The sequence below is a fragment of the Nocardia abscessus genome, assembly GCF_015477775.1.
GTDB classification, from domain to species: domain Bacteria; phylum Actinomycetota; class Actinomycetes; order Mycobacteriales; family Mycobacteriaceae; genus Nocardia; species Nocardia abscessus_A.
On sequence record NZ_JADLQO010000004.1, the window covers coordinates 92,069 to 105,619 of the forward strand.

A 13,551-nucleotide genomic window follows, 5' to 3' on the forward strand; every position below is an offset into this window, starting at 1 on the left:
CGTTCGCGGGGGCCGACTGGACGGCAGGGAGCCGGATCGCATCACAGCAGTGTGTCCGCACCCGGCGTCAGCGGCCGGGCAACTGATCAATCGGTGAGCGAGACCACCCAGTTCTCGTCATCGGTGTCGACTCTGGTCGTGCCGTCGAAGACGGCGGGGGTGGCCGCGGAGCCGCCCAGCGCCTCGCCGAGCGCCGCCGTCTGCGCCATGGCGGTGGTGCGGGCGAAGTCGACCTTGGCGCCGCTCGCGATGCATTGCCGCACAGCTTCGGCGGCTCCGGCATCGGCGGCGATCGCGGCGAGTTCCTCGTTGCTCAGGTCGGCATTACCTTCGCCGGGTCGCTTGGTGGTGAACAGTTCGGTGTGGAACTTGGAGTAGACCGGGCCCGAACCCGCTTCGGCCACACACTGGTTCGCCGCGACGGCGCGGGTCGAGTAGTCCTTGCTCCGCGAACGGCCGTCCAGGAAATTCACCAGGCGATAGCGCACCGCCAACGTGCCCTCATCGATCTTCTGCGCGATCTCCTGGCCGTAGATGCGCTCCAGGCTGCCACAGCCGGGGCACAGCGGGTCCTCGAAGATGTCGATGGTCTTCTTCGCGTCCGGGCGACCGAGCAGAATCGAGCCGTTCTGTTCGAGCAGCGAGTGCACCGCCGGGTCGCGCACCGACCCGTAGCCGTCGTTGCGGACGGCCGCTTCGTCACGACCCCATCGGATCGCCGCGATGACGATCAGCACGATCAGCGCAAGAGCGACCGCACCCAGCGCATAGGTGGTCGTACTGGACATCGGCCGCGGTGTGTACTTCGAACGCGATTCGCTCACATCGACACTTTGCCGCAATCAGCCACTCGGCCCGCCGCCGGGCCACGCATCCGAGATGTGGCGGCCGTCCCCGCGCTCCGACAGGACGCCATTTCAACGACCCGAAGCCGGGCCTCGTTCGGACGGCTTACGGAGTCTGCGAACCTAGGACAGAAGCACGGAAGGCACTTCACTCGCCACCGGACGGACGACGCCGACCGAACGCGACCGCCCCTGGCACCCATCGCGGTCGATTCAGCGCGCGCGGCGGCTACGTCCCCCGGCCGCGCGAACGCGACCGCCCCTGACACCCCTCGCCGCCCATTCAGCGCGTACGGCGTCTCCGTTGCTCCGGTCCACGAACCCGACCGCCCCCGACACCCATCACGAGCGACTCAGCGCGTACGGCGACTACGCCGCTCCGGTCGCCTAGGTTTGCGGCGGGACATCGGTCGACCCGCAGGGCTGGAGGATCCCTCTTCGTCCGAGTCGACCACTGCGGCGGTGCCCGGCGCGGTCCTCATCTGCCTGGAATCGGCAGCCGTACCGCAGCGATTACCTGCCACGGCCGAGGAACGGCCCGTCAGCCCGTCAGACGCTTCTACTGCTCCGACGACACCACCCGCCACCGATCCCGGCTGATCAGTCACCGCACGCGAACCCTCCGTGCCCCCGTGACGATCACCCGCCACCTCGGAATCGGCCACGACCGGCACCGGACTGTCGGCCACCGGCGCGGCGGACACCTCGCTCACCGCACGGTCGATCCGAGCCGGTAGGCGCACGGTGTCGTCGGTACCGGCGAAACGTTCGGATGGCGCCTCCGCATGCACGGGAACCCGCCGCAGCGGTTCGGGAACGACGGCCCAGACGAGCGCCGCGACAGCGAGCAGGGCGCCGGTCACGCCGAGCGCGAGTCCGTAGGACACCTGCTGGGCCAGGGCGCCCACGGCGACCGGCCCGATGACGGTGCCGAGGTCGGCGGCCATCTGGAAACCGGCCAGAACCGGCCCGCCGCGCGCCTTGGGTCCGATGATGTCGGCGACGGCGGCCTGCTGGGTGGGCGTGAACATCCCGGAACCGAGCCCGGCGACGAACGAGGTGGCGAGCAGCCAGGGCAGGTCGGTCGCCAGACCGAGCCCCGCGGTCCCCGCCGCACACACCAGTGATCCGACTATCACGAACGGTTTGCGCCCCCACCGGTCGGACAAGCGGCCCGAGGCGAACAGCACCGCGACGTTGCCCGCGGCGAACACAGTCAGCGCGACACCCGCCATGCCCGGCGATTGGTGCAGCACCTCGACGACGAGCAGCGGCACCAGCGCCATCCGGACACCGAACACGGCCGCGCCGTTGGCGAAGTTCGACAGCAGCACCGCCCGGTACTCCGGCCGCGCCCAGCCCTCCCGGAACGACATCATGCGCACGCCGCCGACCGGTTCCGGCGCGGCCAGTTCCGAATTCCGCAGACTCAGGTACACCACGACGCTGACGACGAGCAACGCGATCGCGTAGATCACGAACGGCCAGCGCAGCCCGAGCCCGGACAGCCCGCCGCCCACCAGCGGCCCGCTCACCGAGCCCACCAGGAAGCTGGTCGACCACAACCCGGAGACCCGGCCGCGCTGTTCGGGCGGCGACATCCGGATGACCAGCGCCAAAGACGACACGGTGAACATGGTGGATCCGATACCGCCCAGCGAGCGCAACACCATGAGCTGCCAATAGCTCTGAGCCAGCGCGCTGGCGCCGGTGGACAGCGCGACGATCAGCAGCCCGCCGAGATAGACCGAGCGCTCTCCCAGCCGCTGCACCAGCCGCCCGCTCACCGGCGCGAACAGCAAACGCATCAGGGCGAACGCGGAAACGATCGCCGAGGCGGCCGCCACGCCGACGCCGAAGCCGCGCGCGAACTGCGGCAGCACCGGGGCGACCAAACCGAACCCGATGGCGATGACGAACGCGCCCCCGACCAGCACCCAGATCTCGGTGGGCAGGGGCTTGGCTCTACCGGTCACCGGACAGCGCCTGTCCCACCAATTCCTCCGCGGCCGCCTGCACCTCGACGAGGTGCTCGGCGCCGTGGAACGACTCCGCGTAGATCTTGTACTTGTCCTCGGTGCCGGAGGGGCGGGCGGCGAACCACGCGTTCTCCGTGGTCACCTTGAGGCCGCCCAGCGGCGCCCCGTTGCCCCGCGCCCTGGTGAGCACGGCGGTGACCGGCTCTCCGGCGACCTCCTTCGTGGTGATCATGTCCGGAGTCAACTTCGCGAGCAGCTCTTTCTGTTCCCCGGTGGCGGGTGCGTCGATCCGCGCGTATGCGGGGCTGCCGTAGCGGCGTTCGAGTTCGACGTAGCGCGCCGACGGGCTCTGCCCGGTGACCGCGGCTATCTCGGCGGCGAGCAGCGCGAGCAGGATGCCGTCCTTGTCGGTGGTCCAGACGGTGCCGTCCATCCGCAGGAACGACGCCCCCGCGCTCTCCTCGCCGCCGAATGCCAGGCTGCCGCTGAACAATCCGGGAACGAAGAACTTGAAGCCGACGGGCACCTCGTGCACGTCGCGGCCGAGCACGGAGACCACCCGGTCGATCATGGACGAGGTCACCGCGGTCTTGCCGATCTTGGTCAGCGCGTCCCACCCCATCCGGTTGGCGACCAGGTATTCGATGGCGACCGCCAGGAAGTGGTTCGGATTCATCAGCCCGCCGTCGGGCGTGACGATGCCGTGCCGGTCGGCGTCGGCGTCGTTGCCGGTGGAGATGTCGTAGTCGTCCTTGATCGCGATCAGCGATGCCATCGCGTAGCGGGAGGAAGGGTCCATCCGGATCTTGCCGTCGCTGTCGAGCGTCATGAACCGCCAGGTGGGATCCACGAACGGATTGACCACCTCGAGTTCGAGGTCGTAGCGCTGGCCGATCTCCTCCCAGTAGTCGACGCTGGCGCCGCCCATCGGATCGGCGCCGAGCCGGATGCCCGCGCCGCGGATCGCGTCCAGGTTCAGCACGTTGGGCAGGTCGTCGATGTAGTGGTCGAGGTAGTCGTAGCGTTCCACGCCGGTGGCCAGCGCACGCTCGAGCGTGGTGCGCTTGACCTCGGTGAGCCCGTCGCGCAGCAGTTCGTTCGCGCGGGCGGCGATGGCGTCGGTGGCCGTGTTGTCGGCCGGGCCGCCGTGCGGCGGATTGTATTTGAAGCCGCCGTCACGGGGCGGGTTGTGCGACGGGGTGACCACGATGCCGTCGGCCTGGTGCTTGGCGCCGCCCCGATTGTGGCGCAGCACAGCGTGACTCAGCGCGGGCGTGGGGGTGTAGCGGTCGCGGGCGTCGATCACCGCGGTCACGTCGTTGGCGGCGAGCACCTCGAGCGCGGTGGTCCAGGCGGGCTCGGACAGGGCGTGGGTGTCCCTGGCCAGGTAGACCGGACCGGTGATGCCCCGGGTGGCGCGGTATTCCACGATCGACTGGGTGATCGCGAGGATGTGCGCCTCGTTGAAGGCGCCGTCCAGGCTCGAGCCGCGATGTCCCGACGTTCCGAACGCCACCCGCTGGGCTGGTTCCCGCGCATCCGGAACGCGGCTGTAATACGCCGTCACCAGGTGGGCGATGTCTTCCAGGTCGGTGGGACGTGCGGGACGCCCGGCTCGATCGTGGGCCATGCTCGGGTCTCCCTTCCGTATCGGCTGCGCCCGGCTCGTCATCAGGATCATGTCCCCGACCACCCGGTCACCGCCGACCCCACGGCCACGTCGTTCACGTCGGCCACCCGCCGGAACCTCTCGTAGCCGCACATGCTGAACGTGGTCGGCACGGTGTGGAAACCTGCTTCCGCGGCGGCGAGCGACCGATCGCCCGCCGACACGCCGCTCAGATCGCCGAGCCGCGCCGAACCGACAATGGTAACGGCCGCCGTGCGCGGTGGCATCGGCGAGGCGAAATCGCCTGGCGCCGCTCGCCCTACGGGGGATCCGGCGCCGGCGTCGCACCGGCCACGCGGTCGTCTCATCGCTCACCTTCCTGCCACTGGTCCACCTGCGACAACGTGACGTTGACCGAGGTGAACAGTTCGGCATTCCGCTCGACGAAGACGCGCAGGCGTTCCGGCTCGTCGACCAGCACCAGCATCAACGGAAGATGGACGGCGACATCCAGGAGCCGGGTGGTGTGGACCTGCGCGGACGCGCCGTAGCCCTCGATGCCGCGCCACACGCCGGCGCCCGCCAGGCCGGTGTCCCTGGCCCGGCGCACGACCTCGTGATAGAGGGGCGTGTGCCGCCACTTGTCGTCCTCGTCGAGCAGCACGGTGAGCCGTGCGGCGGGCCGCCATCGGCCCGCCGTGGCAGCACCCGCTTGCGAACCACTCATCGCCTGACCCCCTTCCGTCGTGCCGTTCCCGTCGATCGCCGAGCCGAACCAGGTGTCCACCGTGCCATGCCCGCGCCGGGCCCCGACGTCCCGGCCACGCCACCGCCACTCCCCGAGGCGGACGAGCGCGGGGAGCACCGCGCCCGGTCCGAGGAGTCTACGAACCTCGCGGGTGGGGTGGAGAGGGTGGTGCGACCGCCGGGTACGCCGATGCCGAAAAGGGTATGCAGCAGTCCCTTGGCTACCCATACCGCGGCGGCCGGAATCATCGAGATTCCGATTGCAAAGCATCCCATGACTTTTACCGCGTCGGTCGGACCGGGGACCGTTCACGTCTGCACGAGACCGGATCGAGCGAGATGCCGACGGCGTTCGACACAGCCCGCCACATCCGACTTCGTCGTATTTTGCACCAGAAATGGTGATCAGGGAGCGCTTTGCGGTGCGCGGCGAACGGGCACCGCGGGACTTGGCCGATGCCGGGCCGCACGGCATACAACCCAATTCGGGCCACCGCGCAGGGTGCGGAGATTCACCTGGCGCTGAGATTCGACCGTTCGAGCGCACGGCCTTTGGCAATCGCACAGCCACAGGTCCGGCGGCCTACCTGTCGAGTAGGTGGTCCCGCGCGGGCGAACGGAATTGCGCGGCTGGTGATCCGACGACGACGGCCGCCGTTCCCGCGCGAGGCGCGGGAACGGCGGCCGCTGTGTCCGGAACCGGATCGGCGGTGCCCCCCTCGGGTCAGTGAGCGAGGACCGGCTCTCCCTCGGAAGGCGCCGGCGTCGTGCTCGGCATGAGCACCGCGGTGAGGATGCCGCCCGCCACGAAGATCGCCGTGGCCCACCAGAAACTGGTCGTGTAGCTCTCGATCGCGGACTGGGCGATGGTGAGCGGGTCCGGTTTGCGGGCGGACAGGTAGTCGGTCGCCGCGGAGGCCGCGATGGTGCTCAGCAGCGCCGTGCCGATCGACCCGCCGACCTGCTGACTGGTGTTGATCATGGCCGAGGCCACACCCGCGTCCTCGTGCTGCACGCCCGATGTCGCACCCTGGAAGGCGACCGACATCGCACCGCCGAGGCCCAGACCCAGCAGGATCAGTGCGGGCAGGATGTGGGTGGCGTAGCCGGTGTCCAAGCCGATTCGAGTCAGCCAGGCCATACCCGCGGCCGCGATCAGGAAGCCGCCGCTGACCACGATCTTCGGACCGAGCTTCGGCAGCAGCAACGACGGGGCGGTGGTCGAGGAGACCACCATGGCCGCCACCATCGGCAAGAACGCCACGCCGGTCATGATCGGCGAGTAGCCCAGGGTCAGCTGCAGGTAGTAGGTGAGGAACAGGAAGATCGCGAACATCCCGATGCCCATGACGAAGACCGTCAGGTAGGACGTGCCGCGCATCCGGTCGAGCACGATCCGCATCGGAAGCAGCGGGTGCGCGACCCGGGTCTCCAGCCAGGCGAACACCGCGATCAGCGCCGCGCCGCCGAGCAGGAACGCGAGGGTGACGCCGTTGGTCCACCCGTCCGATTCCGCGTGCGAGAACCCGTAGACGATGCCGAACAGGCCCGCGGTGACCACGACCGTGCCGGGAATGTCGAGCTTGGGCCGCTCGGTGCTCGCGTGCTTGGCCAGCAGCAGCACCGCACCGACCAGGGCGACGGCCGCGAAGGCCAGGTTCACGAACATCACCCAGCGCCACGACGCCCATTCGGTGAGCGCACCGCCGAGCAGCAGGCCGATCGCGCCACCGGTGCCGGCGACGGCGCCGAAGATGCCGAACGCCTTCGCCCGCTCGGACGGCTCGGTGAAGGTCACGGTGAGCAGCGAGAGGGCGGCGGGCGCCAGCAGCGCGCCGAAGACGCCCTGCCCGACCCGGGCCGCGACGAGCATCTCGAAACTGGTGGCCGCGCCACCGACGGCGGAGGCGACCGCGAAGCCGACCAAGCCGACGATGAAGGTGTTGCGCCTGCCGAACAGGTCGCTGAGGCGCCCGCCCAGCAGCAGCAGGCTGCCGAACGCCAGTGCGTAGCCGGTGACCACCCAGGAGCGGTCGCCGTCGCTGAAGCCGAGGTCCTGCTGCGCCGCGGGCAGCGCGATGTTCACGACGGTCGCGTCGAGCACGACCATGAGCTGGGCGACACCGAGGACGGCGAGCACCCACCAGCGCAGCGCGTGCGAGCCGCGCCTGCCGCTTCCCGTCTGCTCGGGGGCTGGGGCCCCACGGTCGATCGCGGTAGTCATTTGTCCCCTTTGTCTCGAGCATTGATCCGGAGGCGTTGCCTCCGGTTAATTCAAGAACCTACCACGATAACGGAGACAACGCCTCCGGTTAATCCCGGAACTTGATAGAATGAGGATGTGAATCACGCCACGGTCGCCTCCCCAACCCGGCGCCTGCGGGCCGATGCCGCGCGCAACCAGCAGCGGATCATCGCCGCGGCACGGGAACTGTTCGCCGATCACGGACTCGAGATCACCCTCGACGACGTGGCCGAGCGGGCAGGCGTGGGCGTCGGGACGGTCTACCGCCGCTTCGCGAACAAGAAGGAACTGATCGTCGAGGTCTTCGACCAGAACCTGAACGATTTCGCCGACGCGGCCGACGCCGCCTACCGGCACCCCGATCCCTGGTTCGGACTCGTCGAGTTCTTCGACTACGCGTGTCGGCACATGGCCACCAATCGAGGCTTCAGCGAAGTGATGCTCGAACTCGAGGACGGCGAGACCGACCGGTTCACGGTCGTGCGCGATCGCATCAAGCCCACCGTGACCGCCATCTGCGCCCGAGCGCGCGACGCGGGCGTCCTCGCCGACGGCATCGAGCCCTCGGACTTCTTCGCGCTCGTGCACATGGTCGACGGCCTCGCCGAGTTCGCCAGGCCGGTCAATCCCGACGTGTGGCAGCGGTATATGGCCATCATGTTGAACGGTGTGCGCGGCGACGGCACGCCACGCCAGCATCTGGTCGTCCCGCCACTGACCGACGACGAGGTCGAGCACGCCAAGCAGCACCTGACCTGCGGCTGGCGCAAGCGGTAGCGAAATCGAACCGTAAGTAGCGCGCGTCACGTTCGCTCCCGTAAAGTTGGTCACATGACCAATTCGTGGGTGAACTGGGCCGGCGATCAACAGTGCGCGCCTGCGATCCTCGCCACACCGCACTCCGTCGAGGAAGTGGCCGACCTGCTGGCCGAGGCCGAAGCCGACGGCCGGACCGTCCGCGTGGCGGGCACCGGCCATTCGTTCACCGACGCCGTCCTGACCGACGGCACGCTGCTGAGCCTGGCGAAGCTGAACCGTGTGCTCGACGTCGACCGAACGGGCGGCCTGGTCCGGGTGGAGGCGGGCATCAGCCTCAACGCCGCCAGCACCGCCCTGCACGAGCACGGCCTCGCCTTTCCCAACCTGGGCGACATCGACGTGCAGACCGTCGCGGGCGCCACCGCCACCGCCACCCACGGCACCGGCGCGGCCTTGCAGAACCTGTCCGCCGCAGTGCACTCGGTCGAGTTGCTGTTGGCCGACGGAAGCCGGGTCGAACTGAACGAGCACACCGATCCCGACGGCTGGCGAGCGGCGCGGGTCGGCATCGGTGCGCTGGGGGTCGTCACCGCCATGACGCTGCGGATGGTGCCGTCTTTCGTACTGGAGGGCATCGAACGACCGATCCCGGTGGAGGAGGTGCTCGCCGACCTGGATTCGTTCGTCGACGGCAACGAGCACTTCGAGTTCTACATGTTCGCGCACAGCGCATTGGCCATGACCAAGCGCAACAACCGCGTGGCCCTGCCGGAGCAGCCGCGCGGCAAGGCGGTGGACTGGTTCGCCGACATCCTCATGTCCAATCACCTGTTCGACGCGCTGTGCCGATTGAGTCGCCGACAGCCGCGCCTGGTCCCCCTCATCCAGCGCAGCGCCGCCTACGCGGGCAGCTACCGGCGCCAAGTGGACCGCTCCTACCGGGTGTTCGCCTCGCCACGCCTGATCCGCTTCACCGAGATGGAGTACGCCATCCCGCGTGAGCACTCCGTCGACGCGATCCGCGAGATCAAAGAACTGACCGCTCGCTTCGACACCCCGATGCCCATCGAGGTGCGGTGGGTCGCGCCCGACGACGCGTTCCTCTCTCCCGCGGGCGGCCGCGAGACCTGCTACATCGCGGTGCACCAATACCGCGGGATGGACTTCGAGCCGTACTTCCGGGCCTGCGAAGCGGTTTTCGACCGCTACCAGGGGCGACCGCACTGGGGCAAGCGCCACTTCCAGACCGCCGCGACGCTGCGCGAGCGCTACCCCGACTGGGATCGGTTCGCCGAGGTGCGGCGGCGCTTCGACCCGAAAGGGCGTTTCGCCAACCCCTACCTGGACCGGGTGCTCGGCCCGGTCGGCTGAGCTCGATCCACCGGCGACATCACGCCGTGCCGGTCACCCGGCGAGCAGTTCCGCGACCAAGCGGGGCACCGCCGTGCCGATGGGTTCGCGAATGATCTCGGTGGCCATGGCGTCGTACGGAGTCGGCTCGGCGTTCACGATGACCAGGTCGGCGCCACTCTGCACCGCGATCGAGCACATCGACGCGGCAGGCTCCACCTGCAACGACGTTCCGACGGCCAGGAAGATGTCGCTCGTCTCCGCGGTCAGCGCGGCCTTGGTCATGGTGCGGCGGTCCATCTGCTGACCGAACATGACGGTGGCCGCCTTGAGGATGCCACCGCAGCCCGGGCACGGCGGGTCGGGTTCGCCCGCGGCCACCCGCTCCAAGGTGGCCGCCATCGAGGTCTGGTAGTCGCATTCGATGCAGACCACTTCGAACATGTTGCCGTGGATCTCGATCACCCGTTCCGGCGAGGACCCCGCCCGCTGATGGAGCCGGTCGATGTTCTGCGTGATGATGGTGACCGCCCGCCCCGCCCGCTCCAGGTCGGCGAGGGCGTTGTGCGCGGCGTTCGGCACCGCCTGCCAAGCCGGATTGTCCCGCCGCGCGAGCCAGGCGCGTTCCCGTAGGGCGGCATCGGCCACATAGCTCTGATATGTCGACAGCAGTTCGGCGATCGGGTCTTTCGTCCACACCCCGCGCGGGCCGCGGAAATCGGGAATCCCGGAATCGGTGGAGATGCCCGCGCCCGTGAGCACTCCGATCCGGCCGCTACGACTGCGCCACTCGGTCGTCATATCCGCACAGCCTAGGCGGCGACGAACCCGCCACGACGGATAGACGATGAGAGATTGTTATTGTTATCATCTCATTGTATGACTTCGGCCGATCAAGGGAGATCACGATGACCGCGTCCGTCGCACGCGAAACCACCGGCGCGCGAACGCTGCCGCCCCGCCGCCCGATCGAACCGGGCACGCAGATGTGGGACCAGACCGGACTGGTCACCTTCTCCCTCACCGCGGGTTCGGCCTTCCTTCTGCAGACCATGGAGCCGACCATCTCCGCGGTGGTGGACGAGTACTCCACCTTCCGCACCGATCCGATGGGCCGCGCCATGCGCAGCCTGGCGTCGGTGATGATGTGGGTCTACGGCGGCGAGGAGGCGCTCGCCGAGGCCGACCGGCTGCGCGAGCTGCACGCGTCGCTGAACACCACCGATGCCAACGGCGTCCGGCACACCGCGCTGTCCAGCGGTCCGTGGGCCTGGGTGCTGCACACCGGCACGTTCGCCTTCACCGAGAGCGCCAAGTACTTCGCCAAGCGGCCGCTCACCGAGGCGGACAAGGAGGCGTACTTCCAGGAGACGTTGCAGCTGTTGCGCAATTTCTCGGTGGCGCCCAAGGAGATCCCCGCGAACTACGCCGAGTTCGAGAAGTTCTTCGACGAGACCGTCGCGAATCATCTGGTCGCCACCGACACCGCGCGCGATTACCTGCGGGTGATCCGCTCCGTCGCTCCGCCGAAGCAGCTCCCGCGTGCGCTGCATCCCGCGTGGAAGGCGGCCGTGGCGCCGATCGGCTGGCTCCAGTACTTCGTGACAGTGGGCACCACGCCCGAGGTCGCGCGGCAGAAGCTGGGACTGACCTGGACCGCGGCCGACGAACGCAAGCTGCGCGTGCTCGGCTGGCTCATCGCGCGACTGATCCCGCTGCTGCCGGAGCGGTTGCGCTATTTCCCGATCGCCTACGAAGCACGCCGCCTCGAACGCGACCGGCAGCGGCTGCGCAAGATGATCGACCTGCGTCCGATCTGACCCGTTCCGCGCGAGCCGCCGGCCGGCGGAGTGCCGTCAGGCCATCCATTCCGCTGAATATCGCCACACCCCGGTCGACCCATGTCGACCGGGGTTGCGCGGGTTGAAGGCCGAAACGTCAGCACACACCGGACGCGCCTCGCAAGTGCCGAACTTCCGCAAGTGGCAGTCGCTCCGCCGGTCCCGACCGCGCGCTTCCGACGGAGCGTTCCCGTACGTCCCGGTAGGCGGGCACCCCGAGCTACCGTCCAGTCCACTCCGGCACCGCGGCACCCACCGGGGCCGCAAGAGCTGTGCCGCAATGGATTCGAGCCGCTGACCTGCGCCGCTCGCCCGCGCGTGCACGCGAGAGCACGGCGCGCCGTAACGATTCACGGCACGCTGGTATACGTATCTCGTACGCTACGACAGCGTTTCGGCTCACCGCAGCCGGACCGCCGGCACACTCATGCTCCACCTTGCACATCGAAAGGCACTCTCCATGTCCCACAAGCCCAGTGTGCTGTTCGTCTGCGTGCACAACGCGGGCCGCTCGCAAATGGCCGCCGGGTTTCTCACCGCCCTCGCGGGTGACCGGTTCGACGTGCGGTCGGCGGGCAGCGCGCCTGCCGAGACACTCAACGCCATCGTGGTCGACGCCATGGCCGAAATCGGCATCGACATCTCCGGCCGCACCCCCAAACCGCTCACCATGGACGCGATCGGCATCTCCGACGTGGTGGTCACGATGGGCGCGGGCGACGCCTGCCCGTTCTTCCCCGGCATCAGCTACCGCGACTGGATGCTGCCGGATCCAGCGGACCAGACCATCGACGTGGTGCGCACCATTCGCGACCGCATCCGCATCCTGGTGGAGAACCTGATCGCCGAACTCGTCCCGGCGCCGGCACGCTGAGCGCTGTCCGATTCGTTCAAGACGGCTCGGCGTAGCGCTGCCTACGCTGCGGATATGACACCACAACTCGACGTCATCGGCATCGTCGTCAGTGACATGGTTGCCTCGGTGGCCTTCTATCGCCGCCTCGGGCTCGACTTCCCGGCTGGGTCCGAACAGGAAGGGCACGCCGAGGCGGCCTTGGCCGGCGGTTTGCGGCTCACGCTCGACACCGAAGCCGTCATCGCGTCGTTCCACACCGGGTGGACGCCGCCGACTGCCGCGGGTCGGCTCGGGATCGCCTTCCGGTGCGCCGATCCCGCTGAAGTCGACGCCGTGTACACCGAACTCGTGGACGCGGGGTACCACGGCGAGCTGAAGCCATGGGACGCCTTCTGGGGGCAGCGCTACGCCGTTGTGCTCGACCCCGACGGCAACGGAGTCGACCTGTACGCCGCGCTGCCCACCGGCGCCGAATAGCCCGGCAAGAGCACGCTAGGACCGGGCGAGCAACTCTCCCATCGAGATTCCCGCCAGTGCGCGCACCTCGCGGGACAGGTGCGCTTGGTCCGCGAACCCCGCCAGCGTCGCGGTGTCGGCGAGCGGCACGCCGCTGCGTGCGGCGGCCAGTGCGCGTTGCATGCGCAGCACCCTGGCCAGAGTCTTGGGGCCGTAGCCGAAAGCGTGCACGCAGCGCCGGTGCAGGGTGCGCTCGCCGAGCCCCGCCGCCTCGGCGACCGCCGCCACCGGCCGACCGGACTCCAGCGCGCCGACCACCCGCCGCAGCAGCGGATCGGCCGGTTCGGCGTCGGCGGCGCGCCGCAGCACGATTCCTTCGAGCGCCGCCGCCGGGTCGTCGGCGTCCGCCAGCCGTCCGACCAGCGACCGGACCGTCGCGGACGGCCACAGCTGGGTGAGATCGACCCGCTGATCGCGTAACTCGCGGGCGGAGACGCCGAGCAACGCGGGCGCGGTGCCCGGGAAGAATCGGACGCCGATGTACCGACCGCCCGGCGACACCCCGGGGTGGTGGGCGCGGGTATCCGGCCCCGCGACGATCAGCCGACCGGACATCCAGATCAGATCCATGCACCCGTCGGGCAGCACGGGCAGCACCGGCAGCGCCGGCAGCGCCGGGCCACGGCCATCGACGGTCTTGGTCCACAGCACGGCGCCCTCGTACCGCGATGGCCGCTCGCGATAGGCGGCGACCTCGTTCACGCCGCCGACGCTACTCTGGATCACCGACAGGCCGCGCGTGCCGTCTACTCGGCCACTGATACCGGCCATCGGCGGACAATTCCGGTGCGCGACCACTGCACC

Annotated in this window: 12 protein-coding genes and 1 pseudogene; 5 read left to right on the forward strand and 8 right to left on the reverse strand. The window is 69.2% G+C overall.

All coding sequences use genetic code 11. From position 1 onward, the window contains the following. Window positions 1–86 precede the first annotated feature (86 nt). The 6 genes and pseudogenes from IU450_RS13345 to IU450_RS13370 form a co-directional block, all read right to left on the reverse strand. A complete protein-coding gene (locus IU450_RS13345; RefSeq protein ID WP_195150126.1) occupies window positions 87–788 on the reverse strand; it encodes a DsbA family protein in 702 nt (233 codons plus the stop codon). 844 nt (window positions 789–1,632) lie between these two features. Further along, window positions 1,633–2,821, reverse strand: a pseudogene (locus tag IU450_RS13350) (MFS transporter); the annotation flags it as partial. Continuing rightward, entirely contained in the window at window positions 2,811–4,454 is a 1,644-nt protein-coding gene (gene pgm, locus IU450_RS13355; RefSeq protein ID WP_195150127.1) for a phosphoglucomutase (alpha-D-glucose-1,6-bisphosphate-dependent), read from the reverse strand. The gene pgm and the pseudogene IU450_RS13350, both read right to left, overlap by 11 nt. Before the next feature lie 47 nt (window positions 4,455–4,501). Continuing rightward, the gene (locus tag IU450_RS13360; RefSeq protein WP_195150128.1) at window positions 4,502–4,720 is read right to left on the reverse strand and encodes a hypothetical protein; all 219 of its coding nucleotides are present in this window, start codon (window positions 4,718–4,720) and stop codon (window positions 4,502–4,504) included. 77 nt (window positions 4,721–4,797) lie between these two features. Then, window positions 4,798–5,160 (reverse strand): DUF190 domain-containing protein, encoded by a 363-nt coding sequence (locus tag IU450_RS13365; RefSeq protein ID WP_195150129.1) that lies wholly within the window; start codon window positions 5,158–5,160, stop codon window positions 4,798–4,800. 744 nt (window positions 5,161–5,904) lie between these two features. After that, window positions 5,905–7,404: an MFS transporter gene (locus tag IU450_RS13370; protein ID WP_195150130.1), complete on the reverse strand. Its 1,500-nt coding sequence runs from the start codon at window positions 7,402–7,404 to the stop codon at window positions 5,905–5,907. Between the two features lie 117 nt (window positions 7,405–7,521). On the opposite strand from IU450_RS13370, the gene IU450_RS13375 reads away from it, so the two are divergent. Continuing rightward, the gene (locus tag IU450_RS13375; protein ID WP_195150131.1) at window positions 7,522–8,202 is read left to right on the forward strand and encodes a TetR/AcrR family transcriptional regulator; all 681 of its coding nucleotides are present in this window, start codon (window positions 7,522–7,524) and stop codon (window positions 8,200–8,202) included. Between the two features lie 54 nt (window positions 8,203–8,256). Continuing rightward, on the forward strand, window positions 8,257–9,555 hold the full coding sequence (locus tag IU450_RS13380) for a D-arabinono-1,4-lactone oxidase (protein ID WP_195150132.1): 1,299 nt from the start codon (window positions 8,257–8,259) through the stop codon (window positions 9,553–9,555). Between the two features lie 33 nt (window positions 9,556–9,588). On the opposite strand, the gene IU450_RS13385 is transcribed toward IU450_RS13380, so the two are convergent. Beyond that, a complete protein-coding gene (locus IU450_RS13385) occupies window positions 9,589–10,335 on the reverse strand; it encodes an SIR2 family NAD-dependent protein deacylase (protein WP_195150133.1) in 747 nt (248 codons plus the stop codon). A gap of 107 nt (window positions 10,336–10,442) precedes the next feature. On the opposite strand from IU450_RS13385, the gene IU450_RS13390 reads away from it, so the two are divergent. The 3 genes from IU450_RS13390 to IU450_RS13400 all read left to right on the forward strand — a co-directional run bounded on the left by IU450_RS13390 (window position 10,443) and on the right by IU450_RS13400 (window position 12,708). Then, complete coding sequence (locus tag IU450_RS13390) at window positions 10,443–11,354, forward strand: oxygenase MpaB family protein (protein ID WP_195150134.1); 912 nt, start codon at window positions 10,443–10,445, stop codon at window positions 11,352–11,354. A 481-nt stretch (window positions 11,355–11,835) separates the two neighbouring features. Then, entirely contained in the window at window positions 11,836–12,249 is a 414-nt protein-coding gene (locus IU450_RS13395) for an arsenate reductase ArsC (RefSeq protein WP_195150135.1), read from the forward strand. A 54-nt stretch (window positions 12,250–12,303) separates the two neighbouring features. Further along, window positions 12,304–12,708, forward strand: a complete 405-nt coding sequence (locus tag IU450_RS13400) for a VOC family protein (RefSeq protein ID WP_195150136.1) — start codon at window positions 12,304–12,306, stop codon at window positions 12,706–12,708. Between the two features lie 15 nt (window positions 12,709–12,723). Here the strand turns inward: IU450_RS13400 and IU450_RS13405 are convergent, their stop codons facing one another. Then, on the reverse strand, window positions 12,724–13,518 hold the full coding sequence (locus IU450_RS13405) for a helix-turn-helix transcriptional regulator (RefSeq protein ID WP_195150137.1): 795 nt from the start codon (window positions 13,516–13,518) through the stop codon (window positions 12,724–12,726). Between the last annotated feature and the right edge of the window lie 33 nt (window positions 13,519–13,551).